The organism is Streptomyces sp. NPDC093261 (genome assembly GCF_044753645.1).
Taxonomy (GTDB): Bacteria; Actinomycetota; Actinomycetes; order Streptomycetales; family Streptomycetaceae; genus Streptomyces.
This window is the reverse complement of record NZ_JBIVNO010000028.1, coordinates 23,074-45,744: the sequence shown is the minus strand read 5'-3', so window position 1 is coordinate 45,744 and position 22,671 is coordinate 23,074. Positions and strand designations below refer to the sequence as shown.

The window sequence follows — 22,671 nt, the reverse complement described above, 5'->3', positions numbered from 1 at the left end:
GCGATCTGCTCCGCCGTGGCCCGGGTGACGCTGATGGCCTGCCACGGGCCCCAGGCGCGGGGCCTCGTGCGGGCCGTGCTCACCGTCGGCGAGGGTGAACAGGTCCGGGAGCGGTGGGGTGGAGTGAAGGGGCGGAAGCGGGCGGCGGTGCCGGCCCCTGGAGGCACCGATGCCCCGCCCTCGGCGTGCGAGGAGCGGGGCGTCGACGAGGACGGCCGGCCGTCAACGGGTCAGCTCGGCCTCATGCCGGCGCCATGCGCGCTCGGCGGTCGTCGGGTACTCGTAGAGCCCGACCGGGGAGACCTCGGTGGTGCGGGTGACCACGCCGTACCGGCTCCCGGCGCCGTGGCCGGTGCGGAACGTCCAGGCGACCGGCTCGTCCTCGCCCGGGTTGTGGATCGGCTGGAAGCCGCAGGCGTCGGGGTGGACCCGGGTCGCGGCCTCGCGGGCGTCGTCCTCGTCGAGGGCGACCCGTACGGTCGGGTCGGCCTTGCGAAGGTAGTCGAGGGCTTCGCCCAGCTCGGCGAGGGCGGCGCGCCACTCCGGGTTGCTCGGGTCGGGCTCGGTACGGACCCGGGCGCCGGCGGCGTTGCTGCGGCGGTGTGAGTCGAGGATGTCGCTGAAGTTGGCCCGCAGGCAGTTCGCGGCGATCCATTCGCTTCCGCCCCCGACGATGACACGGGCGGGCTCCCCAGTGACGGCCGGGGCCATGCCCTTGACGACGCGGGTGACGCCGTCGGCGCAGACGATCCGATCCCCCTGGCGGAACGGACCCGCGGCCTCCTCAATGTCCTTGGCCGGCGCCTCCCCGGTGGGCTCCTCGTCGCAGGGGATGTCGCCGCCGTTGCGGACGACCAGCAGCAGGCGGGCGAGGACGTCGCCGCGCTCCTGCTGGAGCTGGGCGTAGGCAGCGCTGTCGTCCGCTTCCTCGATCCGCGCCTCGGTCATCTGCGCCATGTACTCGTGCCGGGCGCTGCGGGCAGCGTCGGCCCGGGTGGCGATGCGGGCGGCGGAGCGCTCGGGTTCAGCCTGGCGCTCGTCGATCGCGTGTTGTACGCGTCGCGTGGAGGCGGCGCGGCTTGCCTGCCGGAAGCGCTCGGCGTCGGCGAGCAGCCCGGGATCGTGGCCGAGCATCTCCTCGTTGAACGCCGCGTCGGTGCGGAGGCGGCCGCCGTAGAGGTAGTACCGCTGGATGGTCAGGCGGGGCGTGGCCGTGACGTGCTGGGTGACGATCTCCAGCAGTGCCGCGCCGTTGCGCAGGGCGGTGTCCAGGGTCTGGATGATCGGTGCGAGCTGGGTCTCGGCGTCGCCCGCGAGGAGCAGGCCGCCCCCGGCGTAGAGGACCTCCGTGCGGTGCTCGGTCTCGGTGCCGTTCCAGAGGTGCACGACACGGATGAACTTGGTACCGGGGGCGTCGTCGGCGATAGCCGCGTGGAGGCGGGCACGTCCGGCGGTGGTCTCGGAGAGCATGGGGGCCATGGGCTTGTCCTCGGGTGGTGTAGAGCCTGGGGCGGGCGAAGGCAGGCGGCCCCGAGGGGGCGGGACGGTGGTCACCGCTCCCCCGAGACCGGTGCACCGACCCTGACCGGGTAGGCGGCAACAACCGCAACCCCGCCAGACCGGGCGCGCGCGGTGGGGACCAGGAGAGTGGGTGTGCGTGCCGAGGAGGGCGGCGGCATGGAGTTCGGCGCGAAGCGTGGCCGCATCGAGCGCCGCCGGTCCCCTGCGCGGGTGCGGAGTCCGGGACGTCCCGGTGCCGCAGGCCAGAACGGGTCCCTGCTCGTAGGCTGGCGAGCAGGGACCCAGGAAGCATCGGTGGTGTCAACTCACGGAGGCATCCGCGAGGTCAGCCACGGCGCAGTACGCACCCCAGTCGGGACCGGAGCGCTCGGATACGGCCGCGCCGCTGGTACACGCGCATCGCGGCGATATCCGCCGGGTCCGGCGAGTGGCACCACGACATCTTGATGACCAGGGCCTCGCGCCCCTTCTTCTGTGGCCGGTCCAGCACAAGGATCGTCCCGCCCACGTCGGACTTCCACAGCAGCCAGACATGATCCGTCTCGGAGCTGAGCTCGCACTCTCCTGTGCGCAGGGCCGGAGGCAGACCCATCAGGCGGGCCACCTCGTCAGCGAACGACTTAAAGGTGTACGGCGATGGCGTGGCGGCGGGCAGGTGGGACTGGAGCCAGGACGGCAGGGGCATGGGACGACGGATCCTTCCTGGCGGCGGCGAACGACCCATAGACCGGGTGGTGGGTTCGCCGTTGGGTATCGAGTGGTGCCGGGGCCGGGCGGCGCGGCCGGGCCGGGCCGGGCCGGTCGCTGTCAGCGCATGTGAGCCGGCAATACCGACATTGCCTGGGCCGGAGGCAAGCCACGCAAGACCCGGCGACCGGCCGGACGCGAACGGCCCCGAACCCCGCGGCGCGTGGCCGGAGGTTCGGGGCCGGTGAGCATGACGGCGGGATGGTCAGCAGGAGACGCAGCCGGTCCAGGCCGGTGGCATTACCGAGGCGGCGGTCGTGCTCCGCCCGGCGGGCCTGGGCGCGGCGGTGGCTGGTGTAGGGGAGGGGGCGGGAGCGTCCTTCCGGCAGCACCGACACTGCCCCGAGCGGCGTCAAGCCACGCAACACCCGGCCCCTGCAGCGAAGTGCCTCGGAGGTCGGGGCAGCAGCGGGATGAGGCCATGGAGGCCCCCGACCCCTGCAATGTAGGCGGGGGCCAGGGGCCGAGGTTGGTGCTGGGACCAGCCAGCCCAGGGAGCGCGGGCGGTCTACGTGCTGGTGTCGACGGCGGCGTGGCTGCCTTCGGGGAGGCTACCGAAGGCCACCTCGGCGTCGACCGCGTTCTGAGCGCGGGTGAACTCGGCACAGCGCTGTGCGGCCACCTCAGGGGTTCGGGCGGTCGCGACGTGCACCTTCGTCCAGGTGTCCATCACCAGGTGCGCTCCGCCGAACAGGTCGCCGAGGCCGCTGTCGTCGATGCCGACGGTGTAGCGAGGGGCGGTGCGGTCGGCGGGAATCTCGGCGAAGAACACCATGTAGGCGTCCGAGGGAAGAGTGACCGCCAGGCCGGCGGCGGCCAGCGCTTGCGCGAGTTCGATGCGCTTGGCTTCCTGCTCGGGTGTGTCGGCGCTGATCTTCTCCGTCAACTCCCATACAGCGATCGGACGGTCCGACCGGGTCAGGATCAGCCATCCTGTCTGCTCGCCGGGGACATGCTGGGGGAAGTGCGTTGCGAGGACGGCAGCCGCCCGCTCGACGGCGGCGGCATGCTGCGGCGGAATGTGGAACGCGTGGGGCACGGAGGCTCCTCGAGGTCGTGGTGGTGGCGTGTACGGACGTGCGGGACTGCAGCGCAAGCCGTGCAACCTCCCCACGCGGCGGGAGAGCAGCGACGGGGGTAGGGGTGCCGGGCCGCCCCTGGGAGGGATGGGGGCGGCCCGGCGGCCGAGGGCTCGACCCCACCCCGGGGGGCGGGGGCTGCTGTTATCTGGGGTGTCCGAACGTTTGTGCAGTTCAGGGCGTTAGCCCACGTTCAGGCATGTAAGGCACTCCTCTGCGGCGTGCCGCGCTGAGGACGCGCCTGCGGCAGGTAAAGCTTCGGCGGTATCGCGCGGCTGCCGCTACTGTCACGGCCATGACTACACGCAAGCTCTCGCGCAGAGCACGCCGGGCGGCGGGCGGCTTAGCCGCCGCATTACTTGCCTTCCTCACCGTCGTCACCCTCTCGGCCACCGCACAGGCATACACCGCGTGGCCGGACGTGATCATCATCCCGCGCAGCAACGGCAACACCTGCCTGGCCCAGGACTGGGGCTCTTCCCTGCCGCATCTGGACACCAACGTCCCCGTGTGTCAGCAGGGCGCACGCCCTGCCCCGAAGGGAATGCAGTGGGCGGTCCAGTCCGCCGCGCCGGACACCGGCTACTCGAACGTGAAGATCAGGAATCTGTGGAGTGGCGACTGCCTGACCGCCGTCAATGACGGGGGCACCTGGCGCGCCAAGATCCTTGGCTGCGACTCCAGCCGCAACGGCGGCCAGCTCTGGGCCCTGACGTGGTCCGCACAGCAGGACGGGTGGCAGTTCTACAACTTCGGCAGTCACGCGTGCCTGGACTCCGGGCAGGGCACGTTCCTGCTGCGGCAGGACGGCTGCAACCCGGCCAACCGCTACCAGGCATGGTGGAGCGCCAACGCCTAAGACGCGTACGTACGGCTGCGGTCCGTGCACCCCGGTGGGTGCGGGCCGCAGTTGCGTGTGGGGCGCGGCGTGGTGGCGCGCCTGGCCGCGGGGCGCATGGCGCAAGTTGACGTCCAGCGTGCCGGCCGAACATGCCTGAGCGACCCCCAGATATCTGTAAGGCATGTTCTGGACAGGGCACTTGTCCCACATGCCTTACGGCTCGCGGGCGCCCCAGATAACGGGAGCGCCTTCCGGCAGCACCGACACTGCCCCCGCCGGGGCCAAGCCCCGCAAGACCCGGCAGACGGAAGTGCAGCGGCCCCGAACCGAACCGGGGCGCATGGCAGGGGGTTCGGGGCCGGTCGGTGTGACGGTGGTCAGCTGACCGGGATGGTCAGCAGGTGGCGCAGCCGGTCCAAGCCGGTGGCGCTACGGCAAGGCGGGTATGCGGCCTGGCGCGGCGCCGACAAGGCCGCGCCCGGGCAAGGCGTTGGGCCGGGCAACGGTAGCCGTGACCACTGCCACGACGCTCTGCAGTCCGGCATGATCAGCCAGGGATAGCCGTCGAAAGTGCACGTGCGGCGTGCCGCGTTGGTCGCGGTGAGCTGGGCCACAGCGAGGTGGCTGGACGTCTTGTTCATCGGCTCATCGAGGCGGGTGAGAGTCCACTTCAGTTGCGCGGTGAGGCACTTCTTGGGGGCCTTCTTTCCCACTGCCTGCGAGGTGGTCGATGCACCGCTGCTGGTGGCGGCGTGCGGCTGGCCGGATTCCCGGATAGTGCAGGCGGTCATGACCAGCACCATGCCGACCGCGACTGTTGCGCCAGCTATCGCCTGCTTGCTCATTGCCAACGTCTCTCTTGTTGGGTTCGGTGGTCTCGGCGACGCTTTCGTGTCCGGGTGGTTGTGGGACGGCTCGCCGTGCGCGGCGCCATCGCCTCGATTCCGTCACCGGAAGCCCTCATAGTTCGCGAAAACGGTGCGCAAGCTTGAAATCCGGAGAAAGGGGCCTTTGCGCCTTCGGGTGTGAGGATGCTGCCGAGGGCTTCTCCGTTCCCCTAGGTGCCTCCAAAGGCGTTTACGGGTGGCAGCTCTTGCTGAGGTTGAACTCGTGGTGTCCGGTGGGCTGATCTCATCCAGGTCCATGATCAAGCCGGTGGGCGGGAGGCAGCCGTCGATCAGGTGAGGTCGGTACGGGAGCAGGGTCAGTGTGGACTCCACCTCGTGCCGGGCCCACCAGCGCGCGGCTGGGGCACCGCGGGTCCCGAGGCGGAGGGCGATCCCGCGGCAGCACCGCCCCGACGAGGGACGCGGGCGCTTCCGGGGCGGGTCACCGCCCTGTCCGCCGTGCTGTTCATCCCCTTGCTGTCATCCTTGCCGCCCGGGATGGTGCACCAGCCGTCTGACCAGGCAATGACCTGCCCGGTTCGCAAAGGGTTCGTCCCCGCGCAGTGGGGTACCGCGACCGGCGCGGACGGCCGTCTCCGCGCCGCATCAGCAGTGGATCGAGACCGGGAGAAAGCCCGGCCGGCGCAGGTCCGCAGCCGAGCGCCGCCCTGACCGGGTGGCAGCCTTCCGGCTCCGGCCGCGGTGAGTACCGGAGACCCCCACAGGGTGCGGGAGGATCGAAGCGCCTCGTACGCGACAGACCCGGTTCCGCTGCGATCCGGTCGGCGGTCGCCGCCCGGTGGGATCCGTGCTCGCGGAGAGCCGGTGCGCCACCGCGACGGCCCGGCCGCCGGGGGCGGCGGTACGCGGGCCGCCCGTGGTGGCCGACCGGGCAGGCCACGTTCCGTGGGCTTGTCGCGCTTCCGGTGTTTCCCGGACCGGAGGCACCTTCTCCGCCCCGGTCTTCGGCCGTCAGGCCCGAGGAACCGCAGGGCTCGCGGAGTCGCCGGCTCCGGGCAGGTCGGCTGTGTCCTGTGTGGACCTGCTTCGGATGGCCGGGCCGTGCGGTCCGCCGACCAAGCTGCTGAGGATCTGAGTGTGGGCGCTCAGCGCCGGGGGGCTCAGCACCGCGTCGTGGATGAGGAAGACCTCACCGGGTCCGACTGTCCTGACGTAGTCGACGACCTCGGCCAGTTTCACCCATGGCGCGCCGGCCGGCGCGAGGAGCGTGCGGACCTGCTCTTCGGGGACCGTGAGCGCGTCGCCCGGGTGGAAGATGCCGTTGACCAGGAAGCCGACGTTGTCGAACTCGGTGAAGTCGCGGTGGATCGTGGCGTGTTTTTGCCCGTAGACGTGGAATTCCAGAGGGCCGACGTCGAAGGTGTCGCCGTGCCGGACGGTATGGACGCGTCCGCCGAGGTCGGTGAGGTGGCGGGCGACGGCCGGGTTGGTCCAGATGTGGATGTCGCCGCCGGCCTCTCGCAGCCGGTCGGGGACGAAGTGGTCTGCGTGCTCATGCGTGATGAGCACCGCGTCGGCTCCTTGCAGTGCGTCCGGATCGCTGAAGCAGCCGGGGTCGATGACGACGGTGCAGCCCTCGTGCTGCAGCCGTACGCAGGAATGCCCCAGCGAGGTGATCTGCATGACTGGTCTCCCCTCCATTTATTCAGCAAGACTGTACAGCATTGCTGTATACCTGTCTTGTGGGTACGGTGATGCGGTGAACGAGCAGGAGATCGCCAGCGACCTGCGAGCCGTCATCGGAAACCTGGTACGGCGCGCACGGGCCACCGATGCCATGCCGCAGGCGCAGGCCGCGGTACTGGGCTTCCTGGACCGCGAAGGACCCATGACCACCAGCGAGCTCGCGGCCCGACAGCAGGTGCGCCACCAGACGGCGGCGCGCGTCGTCGCCCAACTCGCGGAGCTGGGCCTCGTCCGCCAAAAGCCCCACCCCAACGACGGGCGCAAGGTCCTCCTCATGCTGACCGAACCAGGCCTGCAGGCGCTCCAGGCACGCCGCGGCCGCCGAGCCGACTGGCTCGCCGAAGCCATCAAGGCACAGCTGTCGCCCGCCGAACAGCGACACCTCGCGCAGTCCGTCACCCTCCTCAAGCGGCTCGCCCAGCACGGTGATCCCAGCTGACCGCAAGGCCCTCGCCCCCGACCTCCGCCCGCCACACGACTACTTCGCCCGCCTCCCGGCAGTCAGTGGCGGGAGATGCCCGAGCGGTTCGGCGCCTGGCAGACCGTCCACAACCGCTTCATGCGATGGCGGGACGCGGGCGTCTTCCAGGCCCTGCTGGACGAGGCGATCGCCGAGGCCGCCCGCAGGGACGAGATCGACATGTCCCTGGTCAGCGTGGATTCCACCAGCACGCGGGCTCATCACGACGCGGCCGGCATGCGGGTCAGCGAAGAGACCTTGGCCGCGCTCGTAGAGGCGGCCTCGCAAAAGGGGGAGCTTCCGAGGAACAAGGCGGACGGGACGGCGAAATCGATCCAGTCCGTGCCGAACGCCGACGCATCCGCTCACGACGGCGGGCCCGGCTGAAGGCCGCCCTGCTCGGGCGGTCCCGCGGCGGGCTGACCAGCAAGATTCCCTGGCCGCCGACCGGCGCTGCCGACCGATGGCGCTCCTTCTGACCGCCGGGCAGGCTGCCGACAGCCCCAGTTCATCCCGGTCCTGAGCAAGGTGCGGGTCCGTCTGCCCGTCGGCCGTCCCCGCACCCGGCCCATCGCCGTGGCTGGCGATAAGGCCTATTCCTCCCGCGCCAACCGTCCCCACCTGCGCAAACGCCGTATCAAGGCGGTCATCCCGGAGAAGAAGGACCAGGCAGCCAACCGCAGGAAGAAAGGCAGCCGCGGCGGCAGGCTCGTCAACGCTCCCGGGGCCCGGAGGTCCGGGATGCGCCGGTCCGTATCGGCATCATCGTCGGATCGGCATCAGCGTGCACGACGCGGCACCGCCGTGCCGTCGATCTCTCGCGCCGGGCGCGGACTCAGCCGCTCGGGCGCCGCCGGGCGACAAGCGCGGCGATGTCGTCGTCGAGCCGGCCGCCGCTGTAGGCGATCAGGTCGCGGTGGATATGGTCGAGGACTTGGTGGGGCGCCTCGCCGCTCCATGAGCGGATGCGTTCGGCGAGGGGGTAGAAGGCGCCGGAGCGGTCGCGGGTCTCGGTGACCCCGTCGGTGTACAGCAGAATCTGGTCTCCGGGATGGAACGGGGCGAGGTCGACGTGGTACCCGTCACTCACCAGCATGCCGAGGTTGAGCGGCGGCGAGGGATCGGCCGGTTGCAGCTCCCGGACCTCGCCGCGATGCAGCAGCAGCGCGGGCGGGTGGCCGCAGGTGACGGTCCGGACGACCGGTTCGTCGTCCGGGATCTCGGCGAGGAGGGCGGTGATGAAGCGTTCAGCGGTCTCCGAGCCCGGGACCGCCGGGTACTGGCAGGCATGGCGGCTCATGCTCGTCTCCAGGCGGCGCGCGAGGCGGGGCAGGTCGGGCGCGTCGTGGGCGGCCTCGCGGAAGGCGCTGAGCAGCATCGCGGCCGTCTGGATCGCCAGCAGGCCCTTGCCGCGCACGTCGCCGATGAGCAGCCGCACGCCGTACGGGGTGCGGAGCGCCTCATACAGATCGCCGCCGATCCGGGCTTTCCGCCGCGGCGGCCAGGTAGAGGCTCTCGAGCGTGACGGGCCCGAGGTGTCGCGGCACCGGATGCAGCACCGCCAGCTGGGCGGTCTCCGCCACTGAACGGACCTGAACCAGCTGATTGGCGCGCCGGCCGAGCAGGCGGTTGAAGAAGACGGCGAACGCCGCGATCGCCGCCAGGGTGGCCAGCTCGGAGTAGGCGGTCGCATTGCGCAGATCACCGAAGTCCGCCATCAGGCCGACGAAGATGCCGCACGCGCCCACTCCCACGAGCACGGTCGCCCACAGGGGCAGCAGCGCGGCGGCGGAGACCATGGCCGTGGCAAGGAAGGCATCCGGCCTGACGGCGCGGGGCGTGAAGAGACCGATGAGCAGGCCCATGCACAGCAGCAGAGCAGGCCGAAGGGTCAGCATCCTGCCCCGCCCACGAGCACTGTGCATGGCTTTGCGTTCCTCAGGAGACCTCGCCACCGTGCCGCTCCCCAGAGTCGTAGGGGTCGAGCGGCAGCCCAGGGCCGGAAGCAGGCCACCGGTTCCGATCATTTTATTGCCGTTCGCCCGCATCCTGGGAACAGCATGGTGAGCGCCTGTGACGCACAGGTGCCACCACCACTCACCGTGCGATCGGCGGCAAGATCGATACAGCAGGGCCGCAGCAGGCCGCCCGGGTGCGCTCCCTTCGGAAGCCGGTGAGCCGGCCCCCTTCCCCGCCGCCCGAAGACATCGATCACGCACCCTGATGCCCCGGTGAACTTCGGCAAGGGGATACGACAAAGCACCTGGGGCCGGCCGTGTGCGTCGAGCCTCGTAGCATGCACGTGGCCGAGACCCCGCGGCACCAGCAGGCGGCGGCAGGCTCCGGCTTCTCCATGGCTGCGTGGAGGAAACCCGACCTCTTGTCGCCGGATGGAACCGGTGATCGTCGTGGTCTCCTCTATGCAAGCAGCCAGCATGCGCGGGCACTGGGGGATCTCACGACCGGTATCGCCGTCTCCTCCTCGTGCAGTGGTCCAGAAAGGTGGTCGCGTGTCCCTCACCGGAACGCTCACCCTCATCCTCGCGACGGGCATAGCGATGATCGGCACGATCGCCCTGTGGACCCGGATCCGCGGGCCCAGGCCGGCGCGCCGGCTGGCGCACGCCGTGATGATCGGTCTGTGCCAGCTCACCGCGATCAGCGTCGTGGCCACCTGGATCAACAACAGCTACGGGCTGTATGCGTCCTGGAACGACCTCATGGGCACCACCGACAACACCAACGCGGTCGCGATGCCCGGGCCGCCGGTGCAACGCGCGAAATTCAACCATGGCACCAACGGCGGTGTCCTGGACACCTACTTCCACGGCCGGAAGTCCACCCTGTCCGGGCAGGTGCTGGTGTGGACGCCCCCGCAGTACGACGAGCCGGCCTACAGGAACAAGCGGTTCCCGGTCATCATGCTGCTGCACGGCGTGCCCGGCTCCCCGCAATCCTGGCTGGAGCACGGCGGCATGCCGGGCGCCTTCTCGGACCTGCTGAATCAGAAGAAGGTGCACCCCTTCATCCTGGTGATGCCCGTGGTCAACCCGGGCAGTGTGGACACCGACTGCACCGACCTGCCCAACCGCAAGGTCGCGACCTGGATGTCGGCGGATGTCCCGGACCTGATCAGCCACAAGTTCCGCACCCTGCGGGGTGCCAGTGGCTGGGGCCTGATGGGCTTCTCGACCGGCGGCTTCTGCGCCGCGAAGCTGCCCCTGCAGTACCCGAAGGTCTTCGGCGCGGGCGCCGCCCTCGACCCCGACCCGCTGACCGGCGACAAGTCCGTCCTCCCCGACCCGGCCGTGCGTCGACTCAACAGCCCCACGTACCTGGTCAAGCACACGAAGTCCCACGTCAGCCTGTTCCTCGCCACCTCACGCGAGGACCATCTCAGCCCGGCCTCCTACATCACGCAGTTCCAGGCGGTCGCGGCGTCCTCACCGGTCACGGTGCGCACGCTGTGCCTGCCGAACGGCGGCCACAACTACAACACCTGGTCCGCGGAGTACCCGCCGGCCTTCGCCTGGCTCAGCCAGTGGCTCTCCGCCCCGCACTGACCCCGACCGTTCCCCGGCGGCCGAGTCCTTGCGGGACGGCCACCGGGCGGCTGTAGCTCAGCGATGGATCCCGGTGGCGAAGCCCACACCGGGCCGGGCCCCGGTGGCGAGCCCGACCGGCCCCGCGCTGCTCATCAGCGGGAGGGCAGGAACTCCCATGCAGGCCCGTGGCCGGCAGGGAGCGTGAGTGGGGCTTCTTACCACGGCGGCCTATGGTGCGTCGCCATGACTCGCACACGGCTCTACCGCAATGGCTCGCTGATCCTTGAGGACTTTCCGACCGCCGACATCTCGGAATACGTGAAGGACCCGGACGCGGCGGTCTGGCTCGACCTCTGCGATCCGTGTTCCGCCGACTTCGCGATGATCAGCGAGGAGTTCGGCCTGCATGAGCTGGCGGTGGAAGACGCACGTCACGAGCATCAGCGACCAAAACTTGATCGCTACCGCACCCATGCCTTCCTCAGCGCCTACGCCATCAGCGTGGACGAGGGCAGTGGACAACTCACCACAAGTGAATTGTCCGTATTCATCACACCTACCGCGTTGATCACCATCCGCCCCGACCACCGGTTCGACATCGAGAAGGTCGTCGAACGCTGGGACAACAACAGCGACCTCGCCAAGTACGGAGTGGGGTACCTGCTGCACGGACTGTTGGACCACATAGTCGACGGGCACTTCGCCGCCGTGCAGGACCTCGACGACCGTATCGAAGCAGTGGAGGATCTGCTCTTCGACGAGGGACGCGAGCAGATTGACTCCGTCCAGCGGGACTCCTACGCGCTGCGCAAGAACCTCACCAAGCTGCGGCGCGTGGTGTTGCCGATGCGGGAGGTCGTCAACAGCCTTCTCCGACGCGACCTGCACATCGTCGCCGAGCCCTTGCTCCCCTACTACCAGGACGTGTACGACCACGTCCTCCGAGCCACCGAATGGACCGAGTCACTGCGGGACATGATCACGTCCATCATGGAGACGAACCTGACCGTTCAGGGCAATCGCATGAACCTGATCATGAAGAAGGTCACCAGCTGGGCGTCGATCGTGGCCGTACCCACGGCCGTCACCGGTTTCTACGGACAGAACGTTCCCTATCCGGGCGTCAACACCCATGCCGGATTCCTCACTTCCACCGGCGTCATAGTCGTTGCATCCGCACTGCTCTACTGGGTGTTCAGGCGCAAGGACTGGATCTGACCCCCTGCGACGATCCCGAGGCTCCTGACCGGGGTGTCCGACAACCGACCGGGCTGGTCACCCCAGGCCCCCGCGCACCGGGCACCGAGCGGATCGAGCAGACGGTTACATGGAACTACTCGACGTCCTGGCGGAACTCGCCCGGTCGGGACACCTCGGGCCGGTTGAGAACGGCGCGGCCTGGGACCAGATCACTGCGGCGCTCGGTGAGCCCTGGGAAGTGACCGTCGGAAAGCGCCGGTCATGGCCGCGCCTGTTCGCTTACGGCGACCTTGAGCTCACTGTCTGCCGCTGCCAGAAGATCACCCTGATCTGCCTCCAGACCTGGCGTGATGTCATCGACGTCCCTACCGGCCTCGACGTCGACGACACAGCAGAACTCCTCTACCGAGACTGGATGAGAATCGAACACGCCGCCGGGAACCGCTCCGGACTCCACACCGCCATCACCCGCATCCAACAAATCAACCAGGCAATCGACTGCTCCCTCGAGATGGAGACCACACAGCTCATCAACGCGCTCCTCAACGGCTCGGGCACGGAGGTACGCAGGGCCCTGTAGCGGTCTGCAGCAGCATTTGGGCTGCCAGCCTGACGTGCTGATCAGCGTCGTCGGTGAGGCGGTGGAGTTTTTGCCGGCCCATGCCTGGTTCGGTGATGCGCTGCAGGACCGTCAGCGATCTGCTTGCGCAGACACGTGATCAAGCGTGGGCAACCGAATCCGCACGCTGGTCATGCTCATGACTGTCACTCCGGCTGGTGTTCCGGGCCTGCGAAGTCCGGGCTGGCGTAGTCGGGGCCGGCAAAGCTCGGGCGGTGGGCCGAAGCGGGGCCGTCGCCGGGGCTGGTGAATCCCGGGCGGTCGAAGCCGAAGCTCGGTCGACGGCCGGTGGGCGCGGACGAGGGGTTCCAGTGCGAGGGCGCCGTGGGGTCGGCGAGTGCTTCCCGCAGGAAGGGCAAGATGCCGCGTTCCAGCAGGGCCTGCCGCCAGGCCTCTCTGGCCCGGTCCACCTCTCCGCTCAGTTGGTGATAGTCCGCACTCTCCCAGGTGGACTGGCCACGGTGGCGCACAGCGGCGCCCAGCAGGCCGACCGCACAGACGACGACCGTACCCCCAGCCGTGGCTCCGAACAGCCACCCCGTATTGATCATGGTCCGGGCGAACGCCGACCCGGGGCTCGACATCTTGAGGAAGAGGCCGATGAGAAAGAAGATCACGGCGGCGGTTGCGGAGAGGAGTGGGGCGAGCACCGCGAAGACGGCGAACACACCGGCTCCGGCCGCCCCGGTCGTCTCTGGGGGTGGTGTCTCACGCCTGGCCGGGCGCGTGTGGACGGCCGTCGACTGCTCGCACGTACGCTGTGTCGACGCCTCCGCCACGGCCGCCGTCTTTGGTACCTCGGGGCGAACGTGTAGACCGAGCAGCGCTGCCAGCAGACGGCGGCCGTAGGTCATCCCGGCCCAGTGCTGCGAAGCGACTCCGTACCTGGTGCCGCGGCCGCTCGGCTGTCCGCCCAGGACAGCCACGCCGAGCCGGCGGCCCAGACCTTTCGGGGCAGGGTGTTCGCTGTCCCTCGTGCGGGTGTCGGAGCGGGGGAAGACGGACGGGGCAGAGGCGGGCGCCGAACCCCCGGCCGAGCCGGCCGTGCCTGAGGACTGGTACGGGCACGACGGGGCGCGCAGTTCTTGCCGGACCTGGACGTAGTGCTGGTACTCGGTCGCCGCCGCAGCCGTGATGAGGGCGGTGGCGTTCAGCGCCATGGTGCGCAGTTGCTCTGGGTTGAGCCGTTGGCCTACGGCGGCCAGTTCCGGGCGGTGAGGGGCCATGCCCAGTGCCTCATCGAGGAGCCGCTCGTATTCCTGGCGGTCTTCGCTCATCAGGTGCTGCGGAACGCTGTTCACAGGCCCTCCTCCCCGATCGCCGGCCCATGCCGCCATCGTGGCGCGCCTGGTCCATCGAGGCCAGGTCCCGTTCCGTCGGCCAGCCCTGCTGGGAAGGGAGCGTCCCCGGCCCGTGTGGGATCGGGGTGCTGCGTTGGGTCTGCGGGGGGCTCACCGGGTGTGGGCTCCGGCGTGCGAGCGCCCGCGACCGCGGCAGGCGGTCTGGGCGAATGCATCGGCCGTACGCGGGACGGCGGTCTTTCGGCGGTGTCCGGGGGGTGGACCGGGCCCGGAGAGGTCGCTGGCCGGGGCTCCGTTCGCGGTAGGGAAGCGGACGGCGCTACGGCGGCTTCGGCACCCGGGGCTTCCGCACCGCTCACCCCCACGGAACCGGCAACAGAAGGCGCCCCGGCCCGCGCGGCTGCCTCCGCGGCGCCAACCGGCCGCCGGTCGGCCGTCACCACCTCGTTCACCGTCTGGATGCGGCCGAGCTGCGTAAGCAGCAGGGGCGCCGACATTCCGACGACGAGGGCGGCGTACTCACCGCTGATCTGGCCCGTGGTCCCGAACAGCACCGCTGCACAGGCACCCATCACGCCGTGTACGGCGGCCGCGGCGATGTCGACGACGGGGTCGAAGTACGCCTGGAACCGTGGGGCCTCCCCCTGCGCCGTCCCAGCCGCGGTCAGCTGCCGATGGGCACGGCGATCACACTGCCAGGACACGAACCGCGCGTACACGTCCAGAGCCCCGCGCAGCAGGCCACCAGCCGCCCCTAAAAAGATCAACGTTGGGACGTGCACGGTCTCCCCCGGATGAAGACGCTGGCGCCTGGCTGCGAGCTTCTGGACACCCGACGAGCGTAGAGCCGCACACAAGCCACACGGAAGGAGAGCTCAAGGCTGCTCTGAATTCCAGCCAACTGCCCACGGCTCCAGCATATTTCCAAGCTACCTCAGCGCGAACTCATACCCTGTTCGGCCTGCGCGGTCGCCTAGCGCCCCTGACCGCATGGGTTCACCGGATTGCTGTTCGCTCGGGGAGTGGGGTGGACTTGGATGTCCCGGAACGTCCCAGCAGCGCCGCGAGGTTGTGATGGGGGATCTTGTTCGTGAGGAGGGAACCGGCTTTCGGTGATCTCACACCGGGGACAGGCCGATGAGGACCATGCTCAATCGAAGAAGTTGAGGTTCTGGCGCACGAAATCGGCAAAGCCGAGGGCTGCACGGCCCGTGATGTCGGCCACCGTTGAAGTGACGGTTTCGGCACCGCCGTCCCGGTATGCGCGGGCAACTCCTATCAGGGCATCGACGTGGAACTCTGGCATCCCGCGGCTCAGCATTGCCACGCGCGCTTCGTCGTCCCGTAGGCCCACGTAGCGCACCGGCTTGCCGAGGACGTCGGAAAACTCCTCGGCGGCTTCGGCGTAGGTCAGCGCCTTCGGTCCGGTGAGGTCATAGACGCGGCCGTCGTGGCCATCAGTGGTGAGAACCCGCGCTGCAACACGGGCGATGTCGTCGATGCCGACGAAGCTTATGGGGGCGGTGATCAGTGGGAGGCTGAACTCCCCAGCCTCACGGATGGACGGCTGGCGCAGGAAGTTCTGCAGATAGAAGTTGGGTCGCAGGATCGTCCAAGGCAAACCGGACGTAACCAGCGACTGTTCGACAGGCCGATGCAGCCGGGCGATCGGTGTGAGTCCTTCGTCGGCCCGCCAGACCGACAGCTTGACCACCCGAACACCCACCGCACGGGCGGCTTCCAGCATGTTGAGTTCGTGTGTCGTTTGGGCAGGGCTCGTCGCGCCGAGAAGGAATACGGCCTCGATGCCGTCGAGTGCAGGACCGATCGTGTCCGGCATGGTCAGATCGAGCGTCACCGCCTGGCCGCCCGACTCGATCACCTGAGCCGTGGTGTGCGGATCACGGTAGGCCGCCCGCGCGGCCACGCCGTCGGCATGAAGACGAGTGAGGAGGGCCGTTCCGACGTTGCCGCTCGCACCAGTAACCAGAATCATCGTCACATCCTCCAGGCGAAAGCAGTGAGTATGCCAAGAATCGGAGCACATCATCCTGGGATGGACGCGAGGAAGGCCAGTAGTGATCTCTGGCTGCGGCGTTCGGCGGGCGTCCGCCTCAGCGGATGCCCTTCTCACTACGGATGCGGTCGCGCTCGCGCCGTTGGGCGGCTAGTGCTCTGACCGCGTACGTTCGCCGGGTCGTTCGCGCTGCGGCGGCGAGGGGGCATCCGCCCCAGCGGATGCCCTTCTCGCTTCGGATGCGGGCACGTTCCTTGCGCTCAGCGGCCAGGACGTCGCGGTGGCGGGCGTTGGCGTTGAGCCAGCGCAGGTAGGCGTGCAGGACCCGGGTCTGCACGGTGTGGTTGCGGTGGTTGGAGTTGGCGATGGTGAACTGCCTCAGCGGCCCGAAATGGGCCTCGATGGGGTTGGCCCACGAGGCGCAGGTCGGGGTGAAGCACAGTTCGACCTTGTTCTTCTTCGCCCAGCGGCGGATGTCGGTGCCCTTGTGCGCGGACAGGTTGTCCAGGATCACGTAGATGGGGGCGCCGTCGGGCCGGGCGGCGCGGATCGACTTCAGCGCGGCCAGCGTGTTCCCGGCGCCCTTGCGACGGCGGTTGATACCCCACAGGGTGTCGTCGCGGACCGAGTAACAGCCGTGGAAGTACCGCACGCAGTGGGTGCGGTGGTAGGTGGCGGGCACCCGGTCGGGGCGTTTGCGTTCTGCCCAGCCGGAGCCGGCGTTGGGTCGGATCCCGAGCGGGCCGAACTCGTCGAACGCGAAGACCCGGTCCGGGAAGCGGTCCAGAACCTCCTCGATCCGGTCCAGCTTCGTCTCGCGGTCGGGGTCTGGCGACTCCTTCGACGTCTTGGTTCGCTGGAAGGTGATGCCGCGGCGGGCGAGCAGGCAGCGTAACGCCTCGCGGCCGATGAGGATCACCCGACCGTGCACTTTCCGCAGGTAGGCGACGAGCTTGCGCAGGGACCAACGGGTGAAGGGCTGGCCGAGCTTGGTGGGGCGGGTGGTGGCCGTCTGGATGACGCTGCTGTCGAGTAACGGCCTGATCATCCCAGGCCAAGCTGACGCGGGGACGGATCAGGACAACCGGCCTACCGGACCGTGGATCTGAGGGGGCGTTGTCGAAGCTGCGACCGCGCTCTCACAGGCGGCCCGAGTACGCCAGGTTCTCCGTCCACATCGCCATCACCACTGCCCGTGGGCAACCCTATGAAGTCCACCATCGACAAGGCCGTGAGAGATCTTGGTCTGCCCGACACGCTCCTCAACCTTCGACGTGCCCGGCCTCTGCTGCAGGTACGGGCTGGTCCCAGTCGGCCGTTACGTCGGGCTGCGGTCGACGGTGGCGCTGCTGGGTGTGTCGGACAGGGCGAGGCGGGCCGTGATGCGCTTGCCGACCGGCTCTTGCTCGATGAACAGGTCTTCGGTGACGGCCTTGACGATCTCCAGGCCGTGCTGGCCGATCCTGCCGGGATCTGCCGCCCGGGCGGCGGGCACGGTGGGGTCGCTGTCCCACACGACGATGTCCACGGCGTGTGCGCTGATGCGCAGTTCCATCAGGACGGGGTCGGGGGCGTACTTGAGGGCGTTGGTGACCAGCTCGCTGACCACCAGCTGGGTGAGGTCCCTGGTGCGTGCGGTCACGGGCAGGTGGTGGTCGGCGTGGGCCTGGTCGAGAAAGGCGACGGCGTGGTGGCGGGCGTCGGCGATGCAGCCGTCGTCTCCGTCCAGGGCGTAGCCGGCGCGCATCAGGTGCTCATCCGGCCCGGTACAGCCGTCACCATCGGTATGGGATCCCACGTGTCGCCCTCATTCCCCCTTATGACGTGCGCCAGTACCCGCAACGTCATCATGCATGTCACGGGGGTGTCGTTCGGCACATCCAGCTGGGTGCATCCCGTCAGCGGGTGGGGCAGAATCGTGTGCGCACGGGGGCGAGCCTGAGCGCAGTCGAGGAGACGGTGACCGACAACCAGAAGGCCAACCGGTCCAACCGGCTCTCCGTCGAGCCCAAAGTGGTCGACGGCGTCCGCGTCGTGACCATGCAGGGCGAGATCGACCACGACGTCAAGGACGTCCTCAGCGCAGCCCTGATGCCCGAGGACAGCACGGTGCCGCCGCGGATCGTGGTGGACCTCAGCGGTGTGACCTTCATGGACTCCAGCGGCATCAACGTCTTCGTCGCCGCCTACCAGCAGGTGAGTGAAGCGCAGGGGTGGCTGCGCATAGCCGACGCCCAGGACTCCGTCCTGCGCGTCCTGCAGCTGGTCGGCGTCGACACTGTCATCCCTTGCCACCCCACCATCGAGCAGGCCCTGAACGCCTGACCGCTCTACCCGGGCTGGTCCCCGGCTTGTCCTCGAGGTGAGCGCCGCCGCACCGCCGCGTCCAGCTCCTGGCCCACCGGCTCCGGCAGCGGCTGCCCCAGCGCCCAGGCGATCAGGTTTTTCGCGACCGCGTGCAGTTTGATGTTGGTGTGCTGGGAGACCTCGCGCAGCACCTCGAACCCAGCCGCCGACGGGAGCCGGTAGGTCGCGACGAGGACACCGATGGCCTGGTCGACCTTCGCATGGGAGTCGACCGCATGCCGCAGCTGGGCGTTCTCCTGCTCAAGACGGGCCACCGTGGCATCACGCGTTCCACCGGCCTGGGGCCGCTGTTCGCGGGAGGTCGTCATGACTGGTCTCCATGCAGGGGCGGGGTACCCAATACGCCTGCCCCGCACCGGAACGGTAAGACGCCCTCAGCGCGACGCGAAGATCACATGCAGGTGTAGGGAGGGGCTCCTCACCGGCCACGGTCGGCGAAGAGCCCGAGAGGCTGTCTCCCCAACCCCTCTCCTGCCGAGTCGCCCTCACATCCCCGCTCTGGCTGATAGCGAGCGACGACCGTCTCGTCGATCAGTGCCCGAAGACTCGCCACGTCCATCTGCTCTCCTCTCCCATTTCACGATGATGGGCTGTCCGAACGCCGGCCGAGGGCGCGTTGGCGTTGCGGAACGGGCTGTCCGGCACGGTGGATCTCGTGGCCCGGTCGGGTCTCGAAGGGCACCGCGGTTCAGTGCCGACGGGTATGGCGCCCTCCCGGCCGCCCCCGTCACGCCCAGGACGGCGGGACAGCCCGTGCGTTGATCTCGGTGATGCGGAGTGCCACGGTGATGACGAACTGGCGGCAGAAGTCGAATTCTTCCTGGTTGGGGGCGTATCCGGGCTCTGCAGAGAAGCTGGGTGTCGTCGAATTGATGTAGCGGACCACCTCCGGGGTGAGTCGGGTGAAGCGCTGGTACTGGTGGAAGTCCACGCCCAACGCCAGAAGGCGCATGCCTTCCTGCAGAGCCCGGGTGACGTCGCGTGTCCTCGTGTACTCCCTGGCGAGCGATTCCGCGCCTCGCGCAGGCACACTCCTGCGCGAGGCATGATCCGGCTGGTAGAGGGTCGCTCGGACCTGGTCTTCTCTGAGCGGATTGCTCGGCATCGGCTCGCCGAAGCTGTAAGCAGACCGTCCCCGGGGCGCGTGCACGTCTTTGGTCTGGTCGTTCATGAGCTCTTGGAACGCCACCGCCAGGGTGCCCATGGCCTCCAGGAAGCTGCCCTCCGAGTTGAGCTGTGCGGCCGTCTTGAGGTGCGTGCGGGTCTGGTCGTGCTGGACGGCTTCGGCCAGGTCGATGTCGTCGAAGGCGAAGCCGAAGACGCGGGGGGGGTTCTCCAGGAAGAAGTGAGCGGTGTCGGCTTTCACGTCCGCGATGGCGTTCGGGCCCGGGAAGCCGGCTGTGTGCTTGAACCCGTTGCGGAGTTCGTTCAGGCGCTTGATCCCGTATTGACCCTGTAGTTCCACCCCTCCGGGAAAGTTGCTCGGGTGCAGTCCCTCGAAGAACCGTTTGATAAACGGGTCTCGGTCCTTCAGCACGGCACCCAGGTGTTCGGCGGTGACGATGAGGAACAGTTCCACGGCGTCGTGGAAGGTCAGCACCGAGGTGAAGGAAAGCGGCTCGGGAAGGAGCGACACTCCATCGGGACGGCGTTCGAACAGGGCGGTGCCCGCGCTTCGTTCGAGGGCGGCGGCCTGGTGTGAGACCGCCGACTGGGTGTAGCCGAGCCGGGTGGCTGCCGCGGTGAAGCTGCCGGACTCGGCGATCTGCCGCAGGACCCGAAGGCCTCTGCTGGAGACGTCCATGCGGCATACGCATACCACGGATGCTTGATCGTCGCTTCCCGCATGCCCGCCGGGTTCCTAGTGTCGATCGCGACGAACACGGACGAACACGGAGGTCATCACGTGCAAGCAGCAGTTCTGACGCAGTTCGGTGCCCCGCTCACGGTACGGGAGGTGCCCGACCCCCAGGCCGGCGGCGGCGAGGTGCTGGTCGAGGTCCTCGCCGCCAGCGTGGCGCCCTACGCGGCTGAGGTCTTCAGCGGCGAGCGGAACTATCCCCTGGTCCCTCCCGTCGTGCCCGGGATCGGCGGCGTGGGACGGGTCGTCCACGTGGGCCCGGACGCCACCCGGCTGCGCCCCGGCGACCTGGTGTGGTGCGACTCGACGGTGCGCTCGCGGGATGACGCCCTGACGCCCGATATCACGCTCCAGGGCTGGAGTTCCCGCGGCGAGGGCGGCGCTCGCCTCGCCCAGTACCTGCACGACGGATCGTTCGCCGAGCTCATGCGGGTCCCGACGGAGAACGTCTACCCGCTCCCCGCAGCGGCGGGGGACGACCCGGCCCGCTGGGCCGCGCTCAGCGTGCACGTCATCCCTTACGGCGGGCTGCTGGCCGGCGGGCTCGCAGCCGGCGAGACGCTGCTCGTCAACGGGGCCACCGGCAACCTCGGCAGCAGTGCGGTCGCGGTCGCGCTCGCCATGGGAGCGGGCCGCGTGGTCGCCCCAGGCCGCAACCAGGCCGCGCTCGACCTCCTCGCCGACCGATTCGGTCCGCTCGTGCGCCCGGTCCCGCTCACCGGGGACGACGCCGGCGACCGCGCCGCGATGTCCGCGGCGGCCGACGGCCCGATCGACATGGTGATCGACCTGCTACCGCCGAGCGCACCCAGCTCGGCAGCGCGCACGGCAGCCATGACCGTGCGCGAATACGGCCGCGTCGTCCTCATGGGCGGCGTCGGCATGCTCGGTGGCGACGACCTCGCCCTCCCGTACCCATGGATCATGCGCAACTCGATCACCGTACGCGGCCAGTGGATGTACCCGCGTACAGCGAACGTCGGCATCATCCGGCTCCTCACCTCAGGCACCCTGGACCTCGCCGCCGAACGGGTCCGGTCGTTCGGCCTCAACGCCGTCAACGACGCCGTTACCTACGCCGCCTCACATGGTGGCCCGTTCGACCGCACCACCCTCACCCCACCGGCTCACTGACAAGACCGACTGATCCCCATATGCCAGCGTGACGCCCCCCAGGGGGGGCGTCGTTCGGGGGATCTGCCCGGTTTGGTCGGAGAGCGTGCTGAGCGATGGTAGGCCCTGTCGTGTGGGGCATCACACCGCCCTGCCGTAGAAGGGGCTGCCAGTGCGGCCACCACCATCGGACCCGATCAGGTGGTGGCTCGACCATCCGAGAGCACCCCCCGAACGCGGCCTTCCGCTGGAGCGCGAGCACGCCCGTCGGGCCCAACTCTTCTAGCCTGACGGTGTCTCGCAGTCGCTGCCTCCCACAACGGAGGACCCGAACGACCAGTAGCAGCACGGGTCAGCCAATGCTCGGGGCCGCTGCGCGGCCATCATGGCTCGGCTGGTGGGGCGACACCGCAGGATTCCGGTTGTCCGGTCGTCCTGTCTGATGCAGCACCGATGCCACGCGACTGCGCGACGGCCGCCGCCGCGCGTACCAGCGCGGCCACGTCGCGGCTGCGGGAGCATTCCGGCCAGGCGATAACCAGTGCGGCGGGAGGGCAGTCCTCGATGAGGACGTAGGAGACCGCGCGTCGCGGGTACTGGGCTGCGACCGATCGCGGTAGCACGGTCATCGTCTGGCCGAGGCCAATGAGCGCGAGCAGCTGCGCGAGGCCTTGGGCCCCGTGCTCGCCGATGTCGCGCTCCACCCGTTCGAGGACGTCCGCCGGGGCGACTCCGAGATCGGCGAGCCGTACCCGGCCAGCTCCGGCAAGTGGATGGTCGACGGGCAGCGCCGCCACGCGCGGCTCGACCGCGACCACATCCGCGTCGATGCCGTCCGGATCGTAGGGCTCGAACATGAGCGCCGCATCGGCCTCTCCCGCCCGCAGTAGCCGCGTGTGCTCCCGCCATCCGCACAGGCGCACGGCGACCGGCCTGGTGTCGGGCTCGGCAGCCACCGCGGCGAGGATGGCTTCGAGCAGGCCCCCGTCCGCGTCCGCCTTCACGGCGAGCACCAGGCTGCGATGCGGTGCCGAGGCCCGCACGGCGCGTCGGGCCGCCGCGTCGAGAGCCTCCAGGGCAGGCCGCGCATGGGTCAGCAGCACTGCGCCGGGCTCGGTCAGCTCCACCACGCGCGTGGACCGCTCCAGGAGGCGTACGCCGAGTTCGGTCTCAAGGTTGCGGATCGCTCGCGACAGCGCGGGGCCGGCTATGCCGAGCCGCCTCGCGGCGTGGGTGAAGCTGCGTTCCTCGGCCACCGCCACGAAGTACCGCAAGGCCCGGGACTCCACTGCCATGGAGAACACACTACGACCTGCTCGGCATCAGGATTACTACCTTCTTGTTCCTAATGGCTGCCGGATCGGTCGTTCCCCCGGGCCTCGCCTTGACCGCACGCTGGTGTCGCC

Annotated in this window: 21 protein-coding genes and 2 pseudogenes; 9 read left to right on the top strand and 14 right to left on the bottom strand. The window is 69.3% G+C overall.

Annotation, left to right across the window (positions count from 1 at the left end):
• Positions 1–222: 222 nt before the first annotated feature.
• The 3 genes from ACIP94_RS35410 to ACIP94_RS35400 all read right to left on the bottom strand — a co-directional run bounded on the left by ACIP94_RS35410 (position 223) and on the right by ACIP94_RS35400 (position 3,307).
• Complete coding sequence (locus ACIP94_RS35410) at positions 223–1,479, bottom strand: hypothetical protein (protein ID WP_402435210.1); 1,257 nt, start codon at positions 1,477–1,479, stop codon at positions 223–225.
• Positions 1,480–1,846: 367 nt separating this feature from the next.
• The gene (locus tag ACIP94_RS35405; protein WP_402435207.1) at positions 1,847–2,206 is read right to left on the bottom strand and encodes a hypothetical protein; all 360 of its coding nucleotides are present in this window, start codon (positions 2,204–2,206) and stop codon (positions 1,847–1,849) included.
• Between the two features lie 570 nt (positions 2,207–2,776).
• Positions 2,777–3,307: a hypothetical protein gene (locus ACIP94_RS35400; protein ID WP_402435204.1), complete on the bottom strand. Its 531-nt coding sequence runs from the start codon at positions 3,305–3,307 to the stop codon at positions 2,777–2,779.
• Positions 3,308–3,642: 335 nt separating this feature from the next.
• Here ACIP94_RS35400 and ACIP94_RS35395 point away from each other — a divergent pair, with 335 nt between their 5' ends.
• Positions 3,643–4,206, top strand: coding sequence for a hypothetical protein (locus ACIP94_RS35395; protein ID WP_402435201.1), 564 nt, complete (start codon positions 3,643–3,645; stop codon positions 4,204–4,206).
• A gap of 359 nt (positions 4,207–4,565) precedes the next feature.
• On the opposite strand, the gene ACIP94_RS35390 is transcribed toward ACIP94_RS35395, so the two are convergent.
• The gene (locus ACIP94_RS35390) at positions 4,566–5,033 is read right to left on the bottom strand and encodes a hypothetical protein (RefSeq protein WP_402435198.1); all 468 of its coding nucleotides are present in this window, start codon (positions 5,031–5,033) and stop codon (positions 4,566–4,568) included.
• A 352-nt stretch (positions 5,034–5,385) separates the two neighbouring features.
• Here ACIP94_RS35390 and ACIP94_RS35385 point away from each other — a divergent pair.
• Positions 5,386–5,517 (top strand): annotated as a pseudogene (locus ACIP94_RS35385) (IS5/IS1182 family transposase); the annotation flags it as partial.
• Between the two features lie 530 nt (positions 5,518–6,047).
• On the opposite strand, the gene ACIP94_RS35380 reads toward ACIP94_RS35385, so the two are convergent.
• Positions 6,048–6,719 carry an MBL fold metallo-hydrolase gene (locus ACIP94_RS35380; RefSeq protein WP_402435195.1) on the bottom strand — a complete coding sequence of 224 codons (672 nt, stop codon included), beginning with the start codon at positions 6,717–6,719 and terminating at the stop codon, positions 6,048–6,050.
• A 76-nt stretch (positions 6,720–6,795) separates the two neighbouring features.
• Between ACIP94_RS35380 and ACIP94_RS35375 the strand changes: the two genes are divergently transcribed.
• Positions 6,796–7,221 (top strand): MarR family winged helix-turn-helix transcriptional regulator, encoded by a 426-nt coding sequence (locus tag ACIP94_RS35375; RefSeq protein WP_402435193.1) that lies wholly within the window; start codon positions 6,796–6,798, stop codon positions 7,219–7,221.
• Positions 7,222–7,284: 63 nt separating this feature from the next.
• Positions 7,285–7,959 (top strand): annotated as a pseudogene (locus ACIP94_RS35370) (transposase); the annotation flags it as partial.
• A gap of 118 nt (positions 7,960–8,077) precedes the next feature.
• Here the strand turns inward: ACIP94_RS35370 and ACIP94_RS35365 are convergent.
• Together ACIP94_RS35365 and ACIP94_RS35360 are read right to left on the bottom strand one after the other, a co-directional pair.
• Positions 8,078–8,680, bottom strand: a complete 603-nt coding sequence (locus ACIP94_RS35365; RefSeq protein ID WP_402435190.1) for a PP2C family protein-serine/threonine phosphatase — start codon at positions 8,678–8,680, stop codon at positions 8,078–8,080.
• Positions 8,681–8,702: 22 nt separating this feature from the next.
• On the bottom strand, positions 8,703–9,107 hold the full coding sequence (locus tag ACIP94_RS35360; RefSeq protein ID WP_402435187.1) for a hypothetical protein: 405 nt from the start codon (positions 9,105–9,107) through the stop codon (positions 8,703–8,705).
• A 645-nt stretch (positions 9,108–9,752) separates the two neighbouring features.
• On the opposite strand from ACIP94_RS35360, the gene ACIP94_RS35355 reads away from it, so the two are divergent.
• From ACIP94_RS35355 to ACIP94_RS35345, 3 genes are all read left to right on the top strand, one after another.
• On the top strand, positions 9,753–10,805 hold the full coding sequence (locus ACIP94_RS35355) for an alpha/beta hydrolase (RefSeq protein WP_402435184.1): 1,053 nt from the start codon (positions 9,753–9,755) through the stop codon (positions 10,803–10,805).
• A 225-nt stretch (positions 10,806–11,030) separates the two neighbouring features.
• A complete protein-coding gene (locus ACIP94_RS35350) occupies positions 11,031–12,005 on the top strand; it encodes a magnesium transporter CorA family protein (RefSeq protein ID WP_402435181.1) in 975 nt (324 codons plus the stop codon).
• Between the two features lie 109 nt (positions 12,006–12,114).
• Positions 12,115–12,567, top strand: coding sequence for a hypothetical protein (locus ACIP94_RS35345; RefSeq protein ID WP_402435178.1), 453 nt, complete (start codon positions 12,115–12,117; stop codon positions 12,565–12,567).
• A 185-nt stretch (positions 12,568–12,752) separates the two neighbouring features.
• On the opposite strand, the gene ACIP94_RS35340 is transcribed toward ACIP94_RS35345, so the two are convergent.
• The 4 genes from ACIP94_RS35340 to ACIP94_RS35325 all read right to left on the bottom strand — a co-directional run bounded on the left by ACIP94_RS35340 (position 12,753) and on the right by ACIP94_RS35325 (position 17,722).
• Positions 12,753–13,943 (bottom strand): hypothetical protein, encoded by a 1,191-nt coding sequence (locus tag ACIP94_RS35340; protein ID WP_402435175.1) that lies wholly within the window; start codon positions 13,941–13,943, stop codon positions 12,753–12,755.
• 1,114 nt (positions 13,944–15,057) lie between these two features.
• Positions 15,058–15,903: an SDR family oxidoreductase gene (locus ACIP94_RS35335; protein WP_402435172.1), complete on the bottom strand. Its 846-nt coding sequence runs from the start codon at positions 15,901–15,903 to the stop codon at positions 15,058–15,060.
• Positions 15,904–16,021: 118 nt separating this feature from the next.
• Positions 16,022–16,972 carry an IS630 family transposase gene (locus ACIP94_RS35330; RefSeq protein WP_402435170.1) on the bottom strand — a complete coding sequence of 317 codons (951 nt, stop codon included), beginning with the start codon at positions 16,970–16,972 and terminating at the stop codon, positions 16,022–16,024.
• Between the two features lie 270 nt (positions 16,973–17,242).
• Complete coding sequence (locus ACIP94_RS35325; RefSeq protein ID WP_402435167.1) at positions 17,243–17,722, bottom strand: ATP-binding protein; 480 nt, start codon at positions 17,720–17,722, stop codon at positions 17,243–17,245.
• A 161-nt stretch (positions 17,723–17,883) separates the two neighbouring features.
• Here ACIP94_RS35325 and ACIP94_RS35320 point away from each other — a divergent pair, with 161 nt between their 5' ends.
• The gene (locus tag ACIP94_RS35320; protein WP_402435308.1) at positions 17,884–18,249 is read left to right on the top strand and encodes an STAS domain-containing protein; all 366 of its coding nucleotides are present in this window, start codon (positions 17,884–17,886) and stop codon (positions 18,247–18,249) included.
• A gap of 5 nt (positions 18,250–18,254) precedes the next feature.
• Here ACIP94_RS35320 and ACIP94_RS35315 read toward each other — a convergent pair whose 3' ends face one another.
• Complete coding sequence (locus ACIP94_RS35315) at positions 18,255–18,599, bottom strand: ANTAR domain-containing protein (RefSeq protein ID WP_402435164.1); 345 nt, start codon at positions 18,597–18,599, stop codon at positions 18,255–18,257.
• 419 nt (positions 18,600–19,018) lie between these two features.
• The gene (locus ACIP94_RS35310; protein ID WP_402435161.1) at positions 19,019–20,095 is read right to left on the bottom strand and encodes a LysR family transcriptional regulator; all 1,077 of its coding nucleotides are present in this window, start codon (positions 20,093–20,095) and stop codon (positions 19,019–19,021) included.
• Positions 20,096–20,197: 102 nt separating this feature from the next.
• Here ACIP94_RS35310 and ACIP94_RS35305 point away from each other — a divergent pair, with 102 nt between their 5' ends.
• The gene (locus tag ACIP94_RS35305) at positions 20,198–21,286 is read left to right on the top strand and encodes an alcohol dehydrogenase catalytic domain-containing protein (protein WP_402435158.1); all 1,089 of its coding nucleotides are present in this window, start codon (positions 20,198–20,200) and stop codon (positions 21,284–21,286) included.
• Positions 21,287–21,648: 362 nt separating this feature from the next.
• Here ACIP94_RS35305 and ACIP94_RS35300 read toward each other — a convergent pair whose 3' ends face one another.
• Complete coding sequence (locus ACIP94_RS35300) at positions 21,649–22,560, bottom strand: LysR family transcriptional regulator (protein WP_402435155.1); 912 nt, start codon at positions 22,558–22,560, stop codon at positions 21,649–21,651.
• Between the last annotated feature and the right edge of the window lie 111 nt (positions 22,561–22,671).

Excerpts from the sequence above, each read along its gene's own strand:
- ACIP94_RS35410 (WP_402435210.1), bottom strand. The coding sequence starts at position 1,479 with ATGGCCCCCATGCTCTCCGAGACCACCGCCGGACGTGCCCGCCTCCAC.
- ACIP94_RS35405 (WP_402435207.1), bottom strand. The coding sequence starts at position 2,206 with ATGCCCCTGCCGTCCTGGCTCCAGTCCCACCTGCCCGCCGCCACGCCA.
- ACIP94_RS35395 (WP_402435201.1), top strand. The coding sequence starts at position 3,643 with ATGACTACACGCAAGCTCTCGCGCAGAGCACGCCGGGCGGCGGGCGGC.
- ACIP94_RS35390 (WP_402435198.1), bottom strand. The coding sequence starts at position 5,033 with ATGAGCAAGCAGGCGATAGCTGGCGCAACAGTCGCGGTCGGCATGGTG.
- ACIP94_RS35380 (WP_402435195.1), bottom strand. The coding sequence starts at position 6,719 with ATGCAGATCACCTCGCTGGGGCATTCCTGCGTACGGCTGCAGCACGAG.
- ACIP94_RS35360 (WP_402435187.1), bottom strand. The coding sequence starts at position 9,107 with ATGGGCCTGCTCATCGGTCTCTTCACGCCCCGCGCCGTCAGGCCGGAT.
- ACIP94_RS35350 (WP_402435181.1), top strand. The coding sequence starts at position 11,031 with ATGACTCGCACACGGCTCTACCGCAATGGCTCGCTGATCCTTGAGGAC.
- ACIP94_RS35345 (WP_402435178.1), top strand. The coding sequence starts at position 12,115 with ATGGAACTACTCGACGTCCTGGCGGAACTCGCCCGGTCGGGACACCTC.
- ACIP94_RS35340 (WP_402435175.1), bottom strand. The coding sequence starts at position 13,943 with ATGGCGGCATGGGCCGGCGATCGGGGAGGAGGGCCTGTGAACAGCGTT.
- ACIP94_RS35335 (WP_402435172.1), bottom strand. The coding sequence starts at position 15,903 with ATGATTCTGGTTACTGGTGCGAGCGGCAACGTCGGAACGGCCCTCCTC.
- ACIP94_RS35330 (WP_402435170.1), bottom strand. The coding sequence starts at position 16,972 with ATGATCAGGCCGTTACTCGACAGCAGCGTCATCCAGACGGCCACCACC.
- ACIP94_RS35315 (WP_402435164.1), bottom strand. The coding sequence starts at position 18,599 with ATGACGACCTCCCGCGAACAGCGGCCCCAGGCCGGTGGAACGCGTGAT.
- ACIP94_RS35310 (WP_402435161.1), bottom strand. The coding sequence starts at position 20,095 with ATGGACGTCTCCAGCAGAGGCCTTCGGGTCCTGCGGCAGATCGCCGAG.
- ACIP94_RS35300 (WP_402435155.1), bottom strand. The coding sequence starts at position 22,560 with ATGGCAGTGGAGTCCCGGGCCTTGCGGTACTTCGTGGCGGTGGCCGAG.